Genomic DNA, 16,881 nt, shown 5'->3' with positions numbered 1-16,881 from the left:
GGCGGGCCTGGCGGCGTCGGCGGCGTCGGCGGCGTGGGCGGCATCGGCGGAGTAGGCGCGACCGGCGCGATGGGGGCTACCGCCGGCGCGATGGGTGACCCCGGCGGAACCGGCGGCACCGGCGGACACGGCGGCGACGGCGGTGCGGGCGGAGCCGGCGGCAGGGGCTCGGCTTTGCTCGGCCAGGCGGGCGCCACGGGCGCCGGCGGCGCCGGCGGTGCCGGCGGCAACGCCGGTCCGGGCGGTAACGGTGGCCTTGGCGGCGCCGGCGATGCTACGCACACCGGCGGCACCGGCGGCACTGCCGGCAACCCCGGCGGCGTGGGCACCGGAGGCAACGGCAGTACCGGCGCCCCCAACGGCGCGGCGGGCACCGTGTCCGCCGGCGGCACTGGCGGCGACGGCGGGGCGGGTTATGACGCCACCAGCGCCGCCCCGGGCACCAATGGCGGTGACGGCGGGACTGGCGGCAGCGGCGGCGTGTACGGCAACGGCGGCACCGGCGGGGTCGGCGGTAACGCCTCGGCCGCCGGCGGCCACGGCGGCAGGGGCGGCGACGGCGGCAGCAGCGGTTCTCAGGGCGGCACTGGCGGTAAGGGTGGCGACGGCGGCAACAGCGCCGGCAACTACAACGGCGGCAACGGCGGCGACGGCGGCGATGCAGTCACCAACGGAACCGGGAATGTCACCGGCGGCGACGGCGGTCACGGCGGCAGCGGCGGCACGGCCTCCGGAACCTCGGGCGGTAACGGCGGGCACGGTGGCGCAGCGCGCGTCCTTAACGTCGCCTCTACGGCCACCGCGATCTCGGGCAACGGCGGCGCCGGCGGCGACGGCCTCACCGGCGGCAGCGGCGGCACCGGCGGCGCCGCGCAAATGGCCGGAACAGGGAATATCAGCGCAGGTGCCGGTGGGGCGGGCGGCAACGGCAGCACCGGCGGCGGCGGGAGCGGCGGCACCGGGGGCAGCGTACAAATCGACAACGCCGCCAATCCGCACGATGCCGTTGGTGGCACCGGCGGAGACGCCGGCACGGGCGCCAACAACTTCGGCGCCGGCTACGGCGGGAACGGCGGCGAGGCGTTCATCAGCAATTCCGCCGCCACGCATAAGGCCATCGGCGGCACCGGCGGAAACGGCAGCAATGCCAGCGTCGGGAACGGCGGTATCGGCGGTGGTGGCGGTACTGCCACCAACAACGGTTCCGGGGACGCCATCGGCGGCACACCGGGCAGCGGCGGGTCCGGTCCCGTGAACGCCGGGGGTGGCGGTCGGGGCGGTGACGCGTGGAACTACGGCACTGGCAACGCCATTGGCGCCGCCGGCGCCAATGGCATCGACAATCCCGGCGGCGTCGGCGGGCCCGGTGGTGGCGGCGGGGACGCGCGTATCAAGAACGCCCTCTCAACGGCCACCGCCACCTCGGGTAACGGCGGTACCGGCGGCAACGGCGCCGACGGCGGGACCGGTGGCTTCGGCGGCTTCGCCTACACCGACGGAACCGGAACTCTCAACCCAGGCACCGGCGGCAACGGCGGCATCGGTAGTACTGGCGGCGGCGGAGGTGGCGGCCAAGGCGGCGGAGTGCAAATCACCAACGCCGCCAATCCGAACGATGCCATCGGCGGCGTCGGCGGGGCCGGCGGCACCGGCTTCGACAACTTCGGCTTCTCACAACCCGGACATGGCGGGGGTGGCGGCGACGCATACATCAGTAGCGCCACTTCGACCCACAAGGCCATCGGCGGCGCCGCCGGAGTGGGCGGCAACGCCATCGGCACCAGCAGCACCGGCGGTATCGGCGGCACCGGCGGTACTGCGACCAACAACGGTTCCGGAGACGCCATCGGCGGTGCGCCGGGCGCGGGCGGCACCGGCAACGGCGACATCAACGGCGGCGGCGGTGGATCCGGCGGCCAAGGAGGGTCGGCCTGGTCCTACGGAACCGGAAAGGCCGTCGGCCACGCCGGCGCGGACGGCGCCGCCGGCGGCGGCGGCGTCGGCGGGAACGGCGGCGCCGGCGGCGATGCGCGTGTCTTGAACCCCAGCGCTCCGGCCACCGCAACCGCCAAGGCCGGCAACGGCGGGGCGGGCGTCGACGGCGCACAAGGCGGTGGGTCGGGCGGGTCCGGTGGCTTTGCCCGCAACGACGGCCTTGGGGCCGCCACCCCGGGCGACGGCGGCAACGGCGGCAGCAGCCCCATCACAGGCGGATTTGGCGGTAGCGGCGGTAGCGGCGGCAGCGTCGAAATCAACAACGCCGCGAATTCGAACAACATCACCGGCGGCCAGGGCGGATTGGCCGGCAGCGGCTACAACGACGTCGTCGTAATTCACGGGATCGGCGGTGACGGCGGCAATGCGACCATCAATGCCGGCACTGGGAACGCGACCGGCGGCAATGGAGGCCGGGGCGGCGATGCTGTCCTCTATGCCGGAGGCGGCGGGTCCGGTGGCACCGCGAAGAACTACGGATCAGGATCCGCCACCGGCGGCAACGGCGCCAATGGCGGCGACGGCGGATACAAGGGCGGCGGCGGCGGCAACGCCGGCAGCGCGTACGCGGTTAGCTATCCGGGCGGAACCACCGCTGGAGCAATCGGTTTGGCAGGGGCGGGCGGCGGTCCGCCGGCACCCACCAACGGTTCCCCCGGCACCACCGGATCATTACCCTGATCTGACCCCTGACGGAGACAGATCGGCCCTTTTACCCCGCAGTTCGGGTAGCTTGACGCGAGCTGAGGAAACCGACGGCTCGCAGGGAGGCAGACACATGACGCATAGCCAGACTCCACCGGTGACAACCGCATGACCGGCGAGGAGCCCACCGACGGTGCGCCCGGCCAGCCGGGACAACCAGGCCAGCCGGGACAGCCCGGCGAGCCAGGGCAGCCCGGCCAGCCCGGCGGCCAAGGCGGTGCCGGCGGACGAGGCGGTGCGGGTGGCGCCGGCGGCAAAGGCGGCCAGGGCGGCGCCGGCGGCCAAGGTGGACAAGGCGGACAGGGCGGTGCCGGTGGTCCGGGCGGGGCCGGGGGACCTGGCGGTCAAGGCGGTAGAGGCGGCGACGGAGGCCGCGGCGGAGCGCCCGGGGCGGGCGGTCAACCCGGTGCGGGCGGTGCCGGCGGCCCCGGCGGGGCCGCCGGGGCTGACGGAACACCCGGACAGCCCGGGGCCCCAGGTGAGCCCGGACAACCAGGCCAACCCGGCGGTCCGGGCCGTTAGGACCTGACGGCCGCCCGCGATCGCTCGAGGGCGAACAGCCGCCACTGGCCCGGCACGCCTTTGAGTTCGTATTCACCGCGGTCGGCGAAGCTGCGCCGGGAGCCGGTGACGATGTCGCGCACGGTCGACGACACGAGAACCTCACTGGGCTTAGCCAGTGCGCAGACCCGGGCCCCGATGTGCACCGCCATGCCTGCGATGTCGGCACCGCGGACCTCGACCTCGCCCGCGTGAATGCCAACGCGCACTTCGATGCCAAGCACACGAATTGCGTCCACGATGTCGTCGGCGAACGCAATCGCTGCGCTGGGGCTGGTGAATGTCGCCACGAAACCGTCACCGACGGTGTTCACTTCGCGGCCGCCGAATCGCTGAATCTCTTGGCGGACCAGCGTGTCATGGTGGTCGAGCAGGTCGCGCCAGCGCTCGTCGCCCAGCGCCGCGGCGCGCTCGGTCGATCCGACGATGTCGGTGAAAACGATTGTGGTGAGCACTCTTTCGGCATCGGAGCTACCGCGGACGCCGGTGATGAATTCCTCTATCTCATCGAGCATCGCCCCGGCATCGCCAACCCAGTACAGTGAATCCGCACCCGCGAGCCCGACATAGCGTGATCCGGCGATGTGCTGGGCAATGAAGCGACCGTGGTCGACCGGGATGAACCTGCACTCTTCGCGATGCAACACCAACGTCGGCGCGGCGATGCGCGTGAGGGTGTCGCGGGCATCGCTATCGGTCACGACTCTGCTCAGGGCACGGGCCATGCTCGGCGACGCCGCGCGGTTGCCGGCATGGTCCCACCACTGCCGGAACGCATCGTCGCGTGCGACGGTCGGAGCGATGATGCGCAGCACATCGAAACCCTGCTCGATTGCGTCGGGCTCGATCGCCACCGTCGTGAACGGATCGGTCGCGGTCGTCTGCGCGCCGATCGGATAGTCGGGCGCCCACAACACCCGCGCGGTGCCGTTGATGAACACCAGGCTGCTCACCCGTTCGGGATATTCGGCAGCAAGCACCAGCCCACCCATCGCCAGGTAGCCCGTTGCCAGGATGGCCGCCCGTTCGCAGCCCACTGCATCCATCACCGCGATGACGTCCTCTGCCCAGAATTTCGGCCCCATCATCTCCAGCGACGGAATGCGTGACGACAAGCCAATTCCGCGCAGATCGAAGCGAATCACCCGGCTGAACGAGGCCAGCCGCCGCTGGAATCGGTACAGCGACGGTTCGGAGTCGATGCAGTCGATCGGGATCGACGGTCCCGGCAGCACCACCACATCAAGCGGGCCTTCGCCGAGCACCTGGTATGCGATGTCGAGTCCGGATTCAGGGTCGCCGCATTTGGCGTAGCGAGTACGTGGAGCCTGCGCCACGGCCTCAGGCTAGTGCATGCCCACCCCTTGGTTAGGCTCAGCACGATGAGCGCACGTGCGGGCGTCGTCGTCACCGGAACCGAAGTGCTGACCGGACGCGTCCAAGACCGCAACGGCCCCTGGATCGCCGATCGGCTCCTGGAACTGGGAGTCGAGCTGGCACACATCACCATCTGCGGCGACCGCCCGGCCGACATCGAAGCGCAGCTGCGATTCATGGCGGACCAGGGCGTGGACCTGATCATCACCAGCGGCGGTCTGGGACCCACCGCCGACGACATGACGGTCGAAGTGGTGGCGCGCTTTTGCGGTCGGGACCTGGTGCTCGACGACGCACTCGAGAACCGGATCGCCGACATCCTGAGGAATCTGATGGCGCGCAATCCCGCTTCGCAAAGCGGATTGGCTCCGGAGAACTTCGAATCGATTCGCGCCGCCAACCGCAAGCAGGCGATGATTCCGGCCGGATCGCAGGTGATCGATCCGGTGGGCACCGCGCCCGGCCTGGTGGTGTCCGGAAGTGCCGGAAACCCCGGCAAACCCACCGTGATGGTGCTGCCGGGGCCACCGCGCGAGCTTCAACCGATGTGGCGCAGGGCAATTGCGACACCCGCCGCACAGGAAGCGATTGCCGGACGCACGACCTACCAGCAGGAGACCATCCGCATGTTCGGGCTCCCCGAGTCAGGACTCGCCGAAACATTGCGTGGCGCAGAGACTTCCATTCCGGGCTTTGATTCGCTGGAGATCACCACCTGCCTGCGGCGCGGCGAGGTCGAAATGGTGACCCGCTACGAGCCCGGCGCCGCGGAGGTCTACGCAGACCTGACCCGGTTGCTGCGAGACCGCCACGGCGACAAGATCTTCTCCGAAGACGGCTCGCAGGTTGACGATTTGGTTGCCCAACACTTGGCCGGCCGCCGGATCGCGACCGCGGAATCGTGTACCGCGGGGCTGCTGGCGGCCCGGCTCACCGACCGTCCGGGATCTTCCGACTACGTGATGGGCGGTGTGGTCAGCTACGCCAACGAAGCGAAGGTCCAACTCCTGGGAGTAGACCCGGCCCTTATCGAAACCCACGGCGCGGTTTCCGAACCGGTCGCCCAGGCGATGGCGGCGGGCGCACTGCAGCGCTTCGGCGCTGACACCGCCGTCGCGATCACCGGTATCGCCGGGCCCGGCGGCGGAACGGACGAAAAGCCAGTGGGCACAGTCTGTTTCACCGTGCTACTGGCCGACGGACGGTCCCTCACCCGCACACTGCGGCTCCCGGGCAACCGTTCCGACATCCGCGAGCGTTCCACGACCGTGGCGATGCACTTGCTGCTGCGCACGCTGAACGGCTAGATCACTTCACTTCCACTGGGAGAAAAGCGGTTTCGGCGGTGCCGAACCGGATTCCGGTGGCGTCCTTGCCGATCAGGGTCAGGAAAGCAACCATCGTCAGAACCGGGACGATCGTGGCGGCCAAAGCGAAAGGGTAGCCGTGTGATTCGGCAAGTCGTTCCTGGATCGGCAGATTGAACGCGGCCAGCAGATTGCCCAGCTGGTAGGTCACCCCGGGGTAGAGGCCGCGGATGGCGTCCGGCGACATCTCGGTCAGGTGCGCCGGAATCACGCCCCAGGCGCCCTGCACGCAGACCTGCATGAGAAACGCGCCCAGGCACAACATTGCCGCGGAGCGCGAATAGGCGAACAGCGGCACGATCGGCAGTGCCAGGACCGCACAGAAAACGACGGTGTAGCGGCGGCTGAATCGCTGGGACAGGGTGCCGAAGCACAGTCCGCCGATGATGGCGCCGATGTTGTAGACCACCACGATCCACTTGACGGTCACACTGGACAGGCCCGCGCCGTGGTTGGTGGTAGCCCCGAGGAAGGTGGGGTAGACATCCTGGGTTCCGTGGCTCATCCAGTTGAACGCGGTCATCAGCAGCACCAGGTAGAAGAAGCGGCGGATGATGGACCCTTCGCGCAGCACATCGCGAACCTTGGTGCTAGTCAGGCGCATTCGGTCCTGGGCGGCCTCCCACACTTCGGATTCCTTGACGCGGTACCTGATGATCAGACTGACCAGCGCAGGGATGATGGACAGACCGAACAGCCACCGCCAGGACAGATCCAGAAGGTCCATCACGACGAGCGAAGCCAAGCTTGCCAGCAAGTAGCCAAAGGCATAACCCTCCTGCAACAGCCCGGAGAAGAAGCCGCGCCGCTCGACGGGAACCTTCTCCATGGCCAGCGCGGCGCCCAGTCCCCACTCACCGCCCATTCCGATGCCGTACAGCAGCCGCAGGATCACCAGCACCGTGAAATTCGGGGCGAACGCACACAGAAAGCCGACGATGGAATAGAACAACACGTCCACCATCAGCGGTAGCCGGCGGCCGACGCGGTCGGCCCACAGCCCGAACAACAGCGCACCCACCGGGCGCATGAACAGCGTGGCTGTGGTGACGAATGCGACTTCGGCTTTGCTGCGGTGAAAGCTGTGTGCGATGTCGGCATAGACCAGCACGACGATGAAGTAATCAAAGGCGTCCATCGTCCAGCCCAACAGCGCAGCTATGAACGAGTTCCGCTGATCGCCCGTGATCCGTTGCGTTGCCACGTCAGCATCGTGCAGTACCCGCCGCAATACCGCGACCCCAGGGCCCCGCGCGCAAGTCAGCACGCGAGTAAGTTCGGCGGATATGCGGATCATCGATGCCGATGGCCATGTCGCCGAGAACTCGTCGCTGACGATCGAAGCGATCAAACGCTGGCCAGACCACGTGAAGCCCAGCACTGATCGGCGGCTACGGCTGCAGATCGAAGGCCGCAACTACCCGGAAGACCAAGGCCCCGGCGCGGGTTGCCCGCCCGAGCACGGGATCACGAAGGCACCCGGCATCAACTGCTCGACCGCGCAAGGTGTGGTGGGCGACGCCGACCGCGACCACATCGACACCATGGTGTTGTATCCCAGTCTGGGCCTTTGCATTCCGACTCTGGAAGATCCCGGGTTCGCCGCGGGATTCGCCCGCCTCTACAACCAGTGGATCGCCGACTACTGCGCGAGCACCAACGGTCGGCTGCGCGGGGTCGCCGTGACGCCCGTCGAGCACGGACAGGTTGCCATCGACATCATGGCCGAGGCCAAGGAACTCGGACTGGTCGCGACCTTGGTTCCGCCGGCGCTCAAAACGCGCAACCTCGACCACCCCGACCTTGACCCGTTCTACGCCGTCGCCGCCGAACTCGGAATGCCGCTGGGCATCCATGGCGCCCCGGGCATTCACCTGCCCAAGATCGGCGTGGACCGCTTCACCAACTACATCCAAGTGCACTGCATCAGTTTTCCGTTCGACCAGATGACGGCGATGACGGCGCTGGTTTCCGGCGGCGTCTTCGAGCGTCACCCTCGGTTGCGGGTGGCGTTCCTCGAGGCGGGGGCGGGCTGGGTCCCGTTCTTCATGGATCGTCTGCACGAGCATTACGAGAAACGCGGCGACTGGATCGAGGGCGGCTGGCGCCGCGATCCGCACGAGTATCTGCGGGCCGGCAATATCTGGGTGACCTGCGAGCCGGAGGAGCCGATCCTGCCCGGGGTGATCGACGTGCTCGGCGCCGACTTCATCATGTTCGCCAGCGACTACCCGCACTGGGATGGCGAGTGGCCGGAAAGCACCAAGCATCTGCGCACCCGCACCGATATCAGCGAAGAAGCGCGGGAGAAGATCGCCGGGCTCAACGCAGCGCGCTTCTATGGCCTGAACTAGGTCAAGTCATGGCAGGATCGGCGGCATGGGCCCCTTTCTGCTGCGCGCGGCACTGACCGGGTTCGCACTGTGGGTGGTCACTCAACTCGTATCGGGAATTCGCTTCGTGGGCGGCGAAACGACGCTGCAGCGGATCGGCATCATCTTCGTCGTCGCGGTGATCTTCGGGTTGGTCAACGCGATCATCAAACCCATCGTGCAGTTCCTGTCGATTCCGCTGTACATCCTGACTCTCGGCCTGGTTCACGTCGTGATCAACGCATTCATGTTGTGGATCACGGCGCGCATCACCGAGGACACCACGCACTGGGGTCTGCAGATCGATCACTTTTGGTGGACGGCGATCTGGGCCGCGATCCTGCTGTCCATCGTGAGCTGGATACTGTCGCTGCTGACTCGCCGCGCCACCCGGTCTAGGAATTAGCGCGCCTGCCACCGCGGCGGTCGTTTCTCGGCGACGCCTGCGGCCCTTCTTTGGCGTCCTCGGTTTCGAAGATCCGGTCGCTGTGCCGGGTCTCGTTGAGATAGGCGGATTCCAGCGAACAAACCGCGCTTCGGCTCGGTGACCCCGAATCGTGCCTGCGGCACGGCTATTCGAATATCAGTCGAGCCCAGCATCTCCAAACCCCCCGCGACGCATACGCCATTCACGGCCGCGACGATTGGCTTGTAGATAGGGAATCGGTGTGACACGGCGTGGATGGCGTCGGTCTTGTTCCACGCTAGGGGGCGGGGAAGAGCCCCAGTCAGTTCGGGAATGAACTTTTTGAGATCAGCTCCGCTGCAGAAATCCCGGCCGGTCCCCGTGACGACGGCAACCCAGGCTGTTGGGTCGTCGCGAAACTCGGCCCACGCGTGGGCCAAATCCCGAAAATGCTGCACGTCCAGCGAGTTTCGCGCCTCTGGACGGTTGATCGTGATGGTGACGATGTGACTGCGCAACATGTAGTCAATACCCACCGGATATCTGATCGTTTCACTGTCCGCCGCCGCCGCCGGCTAAATCAAAATTAGATGCCGCGAATATTTCGGTTACGACATCCTAGGTTGTCAGGCCTGTTACACATATGCTTACTAAAGACTGCTGCTAATGCCGTCAAGACAAGCTCTGTCTTTCGGTATGACGACGATAACCTCTAACGCCTTGCGACGTAACCACGATGCCTTCAACCACCGGACACGACGACGGGAATCTGCAAAACATGAACACTGTCGCGCTCGGATCATTTTCCGGTCCTTCCAGCACGCGGCTGAGTTCGCAACTTAGTGACCCGCACAGCGGTTTGCGCGCAGTCACTGAGTGCACCGGCTCGGCGGTCGTCGTCCATGTCGGCGGTGACATCGACGCCAGTAACGAGGCCGTCTGGCAACGTTTGGTGAGCCGGAGTTCCGCCATCGCGATTGCTCCAGGCCCGTATGTGATCGATATCCGCGAGCTCGACTTCATGGGATCGTGCGCCTACGCCGTGCTGGCCCAGGAGTCGGTGCGCTGTCGCCGTCGCGGCGTGAGCCTGCGTCTGGTCAGTTCGCAGCCCATCGTGGCCCGCACCATCGCCGCGTGCGGCCTGCGCCGGCTGCTGCCCATGTATTCCTCGGTAGAGGCCGCGCTGGTGCCGCCGAGCGGCAGCTGACGCGAGCGCTCACACCTCGCTGCTGACCAGTCGCGCCACCTCGCGTGCGCATCCCCAGGACAAGGTCACGCCGTCGCCGCCATGGCCGTAATTGTGGATGTAGCGCACCGGCCCGACGCGCTCGACCTCCAGCCGCACCGACGGCCGCTCCGGACGCAGTCCGGTAATCGTTTCGATCACCGAAGCGTCGGCAAGCCGCGGTTCGATCCGGCGGCAGTCCCGCAGAATCCGGTCGGTGACGTCAGGGTCGGGGGTGGTGTCCCATCTGTCCGGGATGCTGATACCCCCACACACCACTCGCTGTGGGTGGGGGAAGTAGCAGATCCACTCCGAGCCGCCGGTGAGTTCCATGAACAGTCTGTCCAGGCCCGGATTGGTGAGGATGACGTGCTGGCCGAACCGCGGCCGTAAGGACTCGTCGCCAACGAGTTCTCGAGCGCCCAGGCCGGCGCAGTTGACCACTACCGTGGCGGCTTCGGCCGCCTCGGCCAGCGATCGCACCGGGTGCAATTCGATTGCACAGCCGGCCGCGGCCAGCCGCTTGGTCAGATAATCGAGGTAATGGGGCATGTCGATCATCGGCATGGTGGCGTGAAATCCGGCGCCGAAATCCCGGGGGATGTCCGCGGCGTCAGCCGGCCTCAGGTCTGGGATCAGTTCGACCCCCGGCGGCATTTCCCCGCCCGGAGGCACATCGACGACGCTGAGCGCTGGTGCCATCTGCACGCCGCTGTTGGGATCGGCGGCCAGCTCTCGGAATTCGCGCAGCGAGTGTTCGGTCCAGGCCAGGGTGCAGGCGACGGGTTCGATCGCTCGGGGGCCCCAGACCGCACCCGCCACCGCCGAGGTCGTCTGCTGCGGCAGCGCCGCGGTCCACACCCGCACGGGCCAGCCGGCTTCAGCCAAACACAGCGCCGACGTCAATCCGCTGACGCCGGCCCCGACGACAATGACTTCTGGATTGTCTGGCAAGACCGGCTTCAGGACTGGGGTACTTGCTGTCCGACTTGGCCGAGCAATCCGTTGAGGATGCCGAGGTTGGCTTGCAGTTGGGCCCCGGCGGCCGGGCCGGGCAAGTCAGCGGGCGCATTGCCGTCGGGCGGCGGGCCGGCCTGCCAAGGCTGGCAGCCGCTGGTCTTGAACGCCTTGTCGCCCGGATCGATCTGTACGGTTTGCGGCTTCTTGCTGATCGCGTTGTCGATCAAGGTGCCGTCGGGAGCCACCCGCTTCCAATAGCAGGTTCCTTTGCCGACGGGTCCTGCGGTGCTGTACGTGCCAGGCGCGATTTCGCTACCCACCGCATAGGTGCCGTCGTGGTCGATGGACGTCTTGGGTGCCGGTCCGGGGGCGGTCGTCGGCGCCGGTCCCGGAGCCGGTCCCGTCGTCGGATCGGCACCGGCAACGCCGGCCGACGCGAACCAGCCCACGACGAGGAGCGCCGCGGCCGCGGATCGCGCCGCAAGAGGTGCTGTTGCCAGGGAGCGCATGAGTCAGCAGTTTACTCGGCTTTTCCGCCCGCCGGTCTGGACATGATGCCCACCTCGATCAGCTGGCAGCGGATAACCTGCCATCGTTTCCGCTGAGGCGGGATGGGTACTCCAATCCAAAGCGCGGGACAAACGTGAGGCAAGGGAGGCCGTAATGCTGTGGCTTGGTGCGGTGCTGATCGTCGTCAGCGTGGCATCGTTTCTGATCGGGTTTGTTCTCTTCGCAAACGCCGTAGGCGTAGCGCCGCAACGCCGTACGCAAGGGGATCCGACCGGCGTCAGGCGGGCCGCCGATCGGGTGGAATGGCCAGACGTATTCCGCCGCATCCCAAGCAGTTTCGGCGTCATGCTCGACGACGGCGCAAATCGCAGCGAGCGCCTCGCGGCCGCCGGCTCACTTTTCGTACTCATCGCGATCGTGGCGGCTGTGGTTGCGGTTCTGGCGTTCTTAGCCGCCTTGATCTGAGCCGGGATAACCCGGCGCGGATCGTTCAGCGCCCCAGACGCAACCGCACCTGACGGTACAAGCCGCCGACAATCGTCGCCGCATTCAGCGGTATCCAGATCAGCAGCGCTTCGCCCTCGGCAAACCTGGGGTTGAGCTGCACGCAGAATCGAGCGTCCGCGTCGTCGACCAGTCGCCGCAGCCGCGATGCGTCGCGCGGGACGGCGTCGGAATGCACGACCCATGGGCTCTCACCGACCCGGACGTAGCGCCGCCGTTCGCCGATGGCGCGCACCAACGACTCGATGTCAACCGGCGTTTGCCGGAAGCGGTTCGGATACACCAGCGGCATCGTCTTGACGAACAGTTGGTAGGCCGCCGGTGACGATGTGCGACTCAGATAACCCAGCGCTGTGCGGGGCCGGCGCAGCTTGAATCGAATGGCCTCACGCAACCCGAAAAGCATTCCCGCTACACCGCCGTGATACCCGGGCCGGAAGAAGCCACCCGCGGAAAACGCCGCCACGGGTTTGCGTCCGTGCTCGACGCTTTGGATCGCGATGTAGGCGAATCCGGCGAACTCTCCGCGGTCGCCGTAGTAGAGCGTGAGGCTGAGATCCCCGGCGCTCAAGAGATGTTTTTCGAATTCCTCTCGCGTGTGGCCCCACATCGTCTCGCTGTAAACGGCGTAAAGCCGGTCGAATAGGGGTGTGCGCTGCGCGGGCGTCAACGACTCGGATCGCAGGCGTTCGGTCTTGACAATGCTCCTGCTCCGGTCACCGACGAACGGGGAAGACAGCTTCGGGGAAGCGGCGCGTCGAATCGGGCGTGCGGGGCGTGTGGGGCGTGCGGTTGTGATGACAGCTCCTCGAGATGAGTGGGCGGCCTGCCAAATGGTGTGTATGCGTAGCGATCCTCGCATCAGACCCAGACCGGTGCGCCACGAAATTCTGGAGCGCGCACGTTTCTATTCTTTATTAGGGTGGTTAAACGCCTTATATAATTTAGGCTCAAAATAGTCTCGTTATTTGCCAGCAAACACATTTACTGCGATCGACTACTATATATCGAGACAGGGATGTTAGCCGGTCCGCACAGCTGTGGCCAGCGATTACCCTGCGGCAGCACGACTTCGGCCACCGGAGAAAGGTTTTACCGGCGGGTCGCCAAGAATGGTCTTGACAATGCGTATTTTCGGTGCACTCCGAGCGTCAGCCGGATTCCCAGCCATTCCAGAACAGTGATCGCTCGGCCGGCGGCCGTTGGGCGGGCCGGAAATTCGTACCCGCGGTATAGGCGACCGGGAATAAGGCCGCCTGGGTGACGGTGGACGGAAGGCCGAGGACCTCGGCCACCTCGCGCTCCTTGGCCAGGTGCGTCGTCGTCCATACCGAGCCCAAGCCGCGCGATCTCAGGGCGAGCAGGACGCTCCAGCTGCCCGGTGACCGCGTCACCGCTTTGAGGAAACCAGATTCTCCCAGCCAAGGCCAACACTTCCAGCGCGATTCATTGCTCATCTATGTACCCGGGGTTGGGGCTGGTCGAGCTGCCGGGGTAGCGTCCCTTGCGCGACGGCGCTCGTCGGGGAGCGCTGCACGTAGGAGGTCTCGGCGTGCTGTTCATGCACGAGGTACACAAGGTCCGCGGCCGCGCCGAAGACGAATTCGAGGCCGCATTTCGCGAGGGCTGGATGCCGATGCTGGCCGCCGGCGACGATGCCCGATTGCTGTGGTACGCCGATCACGCGCAGGGCAGTGGTCCCGCGTACACCGTCGTGACGGTGACTGCCATTACCGACGGATCGGCGTGGGAACGCCTTGCGCTGCGGGTGCAAAAGGGCGATCTGCAGAAGTGGATGCGCGAAGTCGACGAATTCCGCCACGAAGTCGAAGCCAAGCTGTTGGTGCCGCTGGCGTGGTCGCCGCTGCAGCAGGTGTCATTCGACGAGGTGCCCGTCGATGGACGCGAGCACGAGCTAAGTCTCTACATGGAAGACACCATGTGGCCCTACCAGGACAAGTTCGAGGAATACATCGACCGCTGCGGCGAGGTGTACGCCAGAAGCCTGGAGCGGCCGGCATCAATGCTGAGGATGGAGGCGGCATTCCAGCCCGCGCTCGGCAGCCACCTGCGCCGTGAAGTCACGCTGATGCAGCGCATTCATCGGCCCGAGGCGCTGCTCGAACTGCTTCGGACCCACATCGCACCGGAGTACCGCGCCCCGGGCACTTGGCTGCACGACGCCCTCGACCTGCGTGATCAGTGGACCAGTCGGCTGCTGCGCACCTCGGCGTGGTCGCCGTTGTTTTAGGGGGTTTCGCCATGAACACGGGGACGATCATCGACGCGGCCGCGGCCGGCGATCCGGCCCGGACCGCCCTCATCATCGATGGACGCCGCATCAACTACGGCGACCTCGGCGCGGCGGTTCGGCGATGCGCCGCCGGCTTGGCCGCCCGCGGGCTGGTGGCCGGCGATCGCGTCGCCGTCGTCGACGTCGGAAGTCTGCTGTCGATCGAGGCGGTGCTGGGCGCGGCGGGCATCGGGGCCGCGGCGGCGCTGATGAATCCGGCGCTGACGGCGGCCGAGCTGCGGGTGCTGGTCGACAACGCCGGGTGCGTCCAGGTGGCAGTTGCCGCGGACATGTATGCGGACAAGGTCCGCGAAGCCGGTGCCACCGACGTGTTGACGGGCAGCGACCTGGGCGGCGATCAGGCGGGGACGACGGTGTCAGTCGCCGAAGACGTCGACGCGCGCGACGCGCTGGTCCTGTTCACCAGTGGGACCACCGGGCTCGCTGGACGACTACATCCGCTCGTGGGACGAGATCTATTACCGTCCTTTGTCGAAGGCCCCCGACCGGATGCGGATACTCGATCTCCAGGCCTGCTTCCAGGTGGCGCACGGCAGCTATCGGCGTCGAGAAGCCATGCTATGGCAGAAGATTGACGACTCCAACAACTACGCGGCCCTGGTGCACCTGCTGACCAACGACATCGCGCCCGAACACCGCGGACCCGGCAGCTACATGTATGAGGCCCTGAAATACCGCGACCAGTGGCAGAGCCGGCTGCTGCGCACCTCCGACTGGTCGCCCCTGTATTGAGTGCGATCTCAACGGTTCAGGATTTCACTGGCCGTGCGGACCATCTCGTCCAGGATGTCAGCTGCGGGGCGAACCTCGTGAATCAGACCGATCGCCTCGCCAACCAGCACGGTGACGACATCGAAATCCTCAGCGGCCGTTGCCTTTTCGAATAGATCCAGCGCCTCAGGCAGGCGCGCCAGCAGCTCTGCCTCGTTGCCATGCCACTGCCGAATCAACGAGTTGCTGACCAATCGCACATCGAACGGTGCAGGCCAATCCCGTTGCCGCACAATGTCGTACACACGGGTCCGGATGGTGTCGTCGCCGCCGGCCTCGATGGCGCGCTGCCAGGCTCGCGGCGACACCAACGCCTCGGTGGCGGCCCACAACCGGGTGCCAACCAGCGCGCCGTCGGCCCCCAGCGCCAGCGCGGCGGCCAGTCCGCGACCGTCGGCGACGCCGCCGGCGGCCACCACGAGGGCGTCCGGGCGATCCGCGGCAACGAGGTCGACGATTTCGGGAACCAGCGTGAACGTTGAGCGGGAGCTCATTCCGTGCCCGCCCGCCTCACCACCCTGCGCGACGATGACCTCGGCACCGGCTTGCACAGCTTGACGCGCCTGATCCACCGTCTGCACCTGAGCGGTGAGCGGAACGCCGGCTTGGCGAATGCGGTCGGCGAATGTCCGCAGCTCACCGAAGGACAACATGATCGTCGCCGGATTCTGGGCTAATACGGTGTCGAGCAACTCGGGGTTACGCGCCAGGCTCCAAGTGATGAACCCGTATCCCACTCGCGCGCCGCTGCTTTCGCCGATCTGGGTGTGTAGCCATTCGGCCTCGCCGTAGCCTCCTCCGATGAGGCCCAAGCCGCCTGCGGCGGTGACGGCCGCGGCTAGCCGGCCCCCGGAAACCTGCGCCATCGGCGCGAGCAGGATCGGGTGCCGGATCCCGAAGAAGTCGGTGAGACGGGTTTTCAGCGTCATTCTCGTGCCCCCTGGAGTTCTCCGTAAGGAACTGTACGGTCAACGCCGCTGACTGACCGATTCCAGGAAGGGCTCGGCGAGGGCGAGAAATCCGCCGGGATCCGACGAGAACACCACATGGCCGGTGTCCAGGATTTCCAGCCGGGAGCCGCGCAACGCGTCATGGGTCGCGCGGCCGGCACTCAGCGGTATCGCGATGTCCTTCTTGCCCCACACGATGAGGGTGGGCACCGCCAGCTGCTCGGCGTGAGCGCGCAGATCGTGGTCGGGGGCCGCGAAGCTACGCCACAGCGCTGCACCGGTCCGCGCACCTTCGGCCGTCTTCGCCGTGGCGATGGCACGCCTGGTGATCTCGTGGTCGCTGTCGGTCCGGGCTTTCATGTAGCCGCGCACGAACAGGGGAGCGGCGGCCCGGAATACAGCCGGTGACCCCATCATCCGACAAAAGCTGCGCGACATGACATTCCACGGAACAAACCCGCCCGAGTTGACCAGCACCAGGCCGGCGACGAACTCGGGACTGTTGATCGCCAGCCGCGCAGCGGCGAACCCACCCACAGAGTTTCCTATCAGCACCGCCCGCGAGAGGCCCAGCCCGTCGACCACATCTTCGAGCACGTCGGCAAACAGCGGCGCGCCGGGCTCCAAAGTGGCGTCGACCGGATCTGATTCGCCGTGACCGGGCCAATCCAGCGCGATGGTGCGGTAGCGGCGCGCCAGCGCCTCGACGACGGGATCGAAGTCGTGCCGGTCATGCAGCGTCGCATGCAGTAATAAAACCGTTGGCCCACTGCCTGATTCGCGATAGGCGACGGTCCCTGATCTGGTTCGGACAGTGGCCATGGCGGCTCCTCTCAGCGGTTGACCGACTGGTCGGTCATCTCG

The 16,881-nt window shown here is 66.9% G+C and carries 18 protein-coding genes and 1 pseudogene; 10 read left to right on the top strand and 9 right to left on the bottom strand.

The window, feature by feature from the left end; all coding sequences use genetic code 11:
• Both BST12_RS32220 and BST12_RS34355 read left to right on the top strand, forming a co-directional pair.
• Positions 1–2,676 (top strand): PE family protein (locus tag BST12_RS32220; protein ID WP_170062187.1); only part of this gene is annotated, 2,676 nt, incomplete at its 5' end.
• 132 nt (positions 2,677–2,808) lie between these two features.
• Positions 2,809–3,222, top strand: a complete 414-nt coding sequence (locus BST12_RS34355) for a hypothetical protein (protein WP_139801876.1) — start codon at positions 2,809–2,811, stop codon at positions 3,220–3,222.
• Here BST12_RS34355 and BST12_RS23940 read toward each other — a convergent pair.
• On the bottom strand, positions 3,219–4,598 hold the full coding sequence (locus tag BST12_RS23940) for an adenylate/guanylate cyclase domain-containing protein (RefSeq protein ID WP_083115735.1): 1,380 nt from the start codon (positions 4,596–4,598) through the stop codon (positions 3,219–3,221). The genes BST12_RS34355 and BST12_RS23940 overlap by 4 nt on opposite strands.
• Positions 4,599–4,643: 45 nt before the next feature.
• Here BST12_RS23940 and BST12_RS23935 point away from each other — a divergent pair, with 45 nt between their 5' ends.
• Positions 4,644–5,945: a competence/damage-inducible protein A gene (locus BST12_RS23935; RefSeq protein ID WP_083115734.1), complete on the top strand. Its 1,302-nt coding sequence runs from the start codon at positions 4,644–4,646 to the stop codon at positions 5,943–5,945.
• A 1-nt stretch (position 5,946) separates the two neighbouring features.
• Here BST12_RS23935 and BST12_RS23930 read toward each other — a convergent pair whose 3' ends face one another.
• Positions 5,947–7,209 (bottom strand): sialate:H+ symport family MFS transporter, encoded by a 1,263-nt coding sequence (locus BST12_RS23930; RefSeq protein WP_170062186.1) that lies wholly within the window; start codon positions 7,207–7,209, stop codon positions 5,947–5,949.
• Positions 7,210–7,291: 82 nt separating this feature from the next.
• Here BST12_RS23930 and BST12_RS23925 point away from each other — a divergent pair, with 82 nt between their 5' ends.
• Positions 7,292–8,359 carry an amidohydrolase family protein gene (locus BST12_RS23925; protein WP_083115733.1) on the top strand — a complete coding sequence of 356 codons (1,068 nt, stop codon included), beginning with the start codon at positions 7,292–7,294 and terminating at the stop codon, positions 8,357–8,359.
• 25 nt (positions 8,360–8,384) lie between these two features.
• Positions 8,385–8,783: a phage holin family protein gene (locus tag BST12_RS23920; RefSeq protein ID WP_083115732.1), complete on the top strand. Its 399-nt coding sequence runs from the start codon at positions 8,385–8,387 to the stop codon at positions 8,781–8,783.
• Here the strand turns inward: BST12_RS23920 and BST12_RS23915 are convergent.
• Positions 8,780–9,319 (bottom strand): enoyl-CoA hydratase/isomerase family protein, encoded by a 540-nt coding sequence (locus tag BST12_RS23915; RefSeq protein ID WP_245850532.1) that lies wholly within the window; start codon positions 9,317–9,319, stop codon positions 8,780–8,782. The genes BST12_RS23920 and BST12_RS23915 overlap by 4 nt on opposite strands.
• 242 nt (positions 9,320–9,561) lie before the next feature.
• On the opposite strand from BST12_RS23915, the gene BST12_RS23910 reads away from it, so the two are divergent.
• Positions 9,562–9,990, top strand: coding sequence for an anti-sigma factor antagonist (locus tag BST12_RS23910; protein ID WP_083115731.1), 429 nt, complete (start codon positions 9,562–9,564; stop codon positions 9,988–9,990).
• A gap of 9 nt (positions 9,991–9,999) precedes the next feature.
• Here BST12_RS23910 and BST12_RS23905 read toward each other — a convergent pair whose 3' ends face one another.
• Together BST12_RS23905 and BST12_RS23900 are read right to left on the bottom strand one after the other, a co-directional pair.
• A complete protein-coding gene (locus BST12_RS23905; protein WP_083115730.1) occupies positions 10,000–10,962 on the bottom strand; it encodes an FAD-dependent oxidoreductase in 963 nt (320 codons plus the stop codon).
• A gap of 8 nt (positions 10,963–10,970) precedes the next feature.
• Complete coding sequence (locus BST12_RS23900; protein ID WP_083115729.1) at positions 10,971–11,477, bottom strand: Rv1352/Rv1906c domain-containing protein; 507 nt, start codon at positions 11,475–11,477, stop codon at positions 10,971–10,973.
• 154 nt (positions 11,478–11,631) lie between these two features.
• Here BST12_RS23900 and BST12_RS23895 point away from each other — a divergent pair, with 154 nt between their 5' ends.
• Positions 11,632–11,943 (top strand): hypothetical protein, encoded by a 312-nt coding sequence (locus BST12_RS23895; RefSeq protein WP_083115728.1) that lies wholly within the window; start codon positions 11,632–11,634, stop codon positions 11,941–11,943.
• 25 nt (positions 11,944–11,968) lie between these two features.
• On the opposite strand, the gene BST12_RS23890 is transcribed toward BST12_RS23895, so the two are convergent.
• Both BST12_RS23890 and BST12_RS23885 read right to left on the bottom strand, forming a co-directional pair.
• Positions 11,969–12,652: a hypothetical protein gene (locus tag BST12_RS23890; protein ID WP_245850530.1), complete on the bottom strand. Its 684-nt coding sequence runs from the start codon at positions 12,650–12,652 to the stop codon at positions 11,969–11,971.
• A 481-nt stretch (positions 12,653–13,133) separates the two neighbouring features.
• Positions 13,134–13,364, bottom strand: a pseudogene (locus BST12_RS23885) (nitroreductase family protein); the annotation flags it as partial.
• A gap of 179 nt (positions 13,365–13,543) precedes the next feature.
• Between BST12_RS23885 and BST12_RS23880 the strand changes: the two are divergent.
• The 3 genes from BST12_RS23880 to BST12_RS33650 are packed head-to-tail and all read left to right on the top strand — an operon-like array spanning position 13,544 to position 15,028.
• Positions 13,544–14,233, top strand: a complete 690-nt coding sequence (locus BST12_RS23880; protein ID WP_245850534.1) for a hypothetical protein — start codon at positions 13,544–13,546, stop codon at positions 14,231–14,233.
• Positions 14,234–14,244: 11 nt separating this feature from the next.
• Positions 14,245–14,871 carry an AMP-binding protein gene (locus BST12_RS23875; protein WP_245850529.1) on the top strand — a complete coding sequence of 209 codons (627 nt, stop codon included), beginning with the start codon at positions 14,245–14,247 and terminating at the stop codon, positions 14,869–14,871.
• On the top strand, positions 14,852–15,028 hold the full coding sequence (locus tag BST12_RS33650; RefSeq protein WP_245850527.1) for a hypothetical protein: 177 nt from the start codon (positions 14,852–14,854) through the stop codon (positions 15,026–15,028). The genes BST12_RS23875 and BST12_RS33650 overlap by 20 nt, the downstream gene beginning before the upstream one ends.
• An 8-nt stretch (positions 15,029–15,036) precedes the next feature.
• Here the strand turns inward: BST12_RS33650 and BST12_RS23865 are convergent, their stop codons facing one another.
• Together BST12_RS23865 and BST12_RS23860 are read right to left on the bottom strand one after the other, a co-directional pair.
• Complete coding sequence (locus tag BST12_RS23865; RefSeq protein ID WP_083115726.1) at positions 15,037–15,996, bottom strand: NAD(P)H-dependent flavin oxidoreductase; 960 nt, start codon at positions 15,994–15,996, stop codon at positions 15,037–15,039.
• Between the two features lie 39 nt (positions 15,997–16,035).
• Positions 16,036–16,839, bottom strand: a complete 804-nt coding sequence (locus tag BST12_RS23860; RefSeq protein WP_083115725.1) for an alpha/beta fold hydrolase — start codon at positions 16,837–16,839, stop codon at positions 16,036–16,038.
• Positions 16,840–16,881: the final 42 nt, after the last annotated feature.

It is taken from the genome of Mycobacterium angelicum (assembly GCF_002086155.1).
Classification (GTDB): Bacteria; Actinomycetota; Actinomycetes; order Mycobacteriales; family Mycobacteriaceae; genus Mycobacterium; species Mycobacterium angelicum.
The sequence above is the reverse complement of the archived record's forward strand: the minus strand, read 5'-3'. Positions and strand labels throughout refer to the sequence as shown.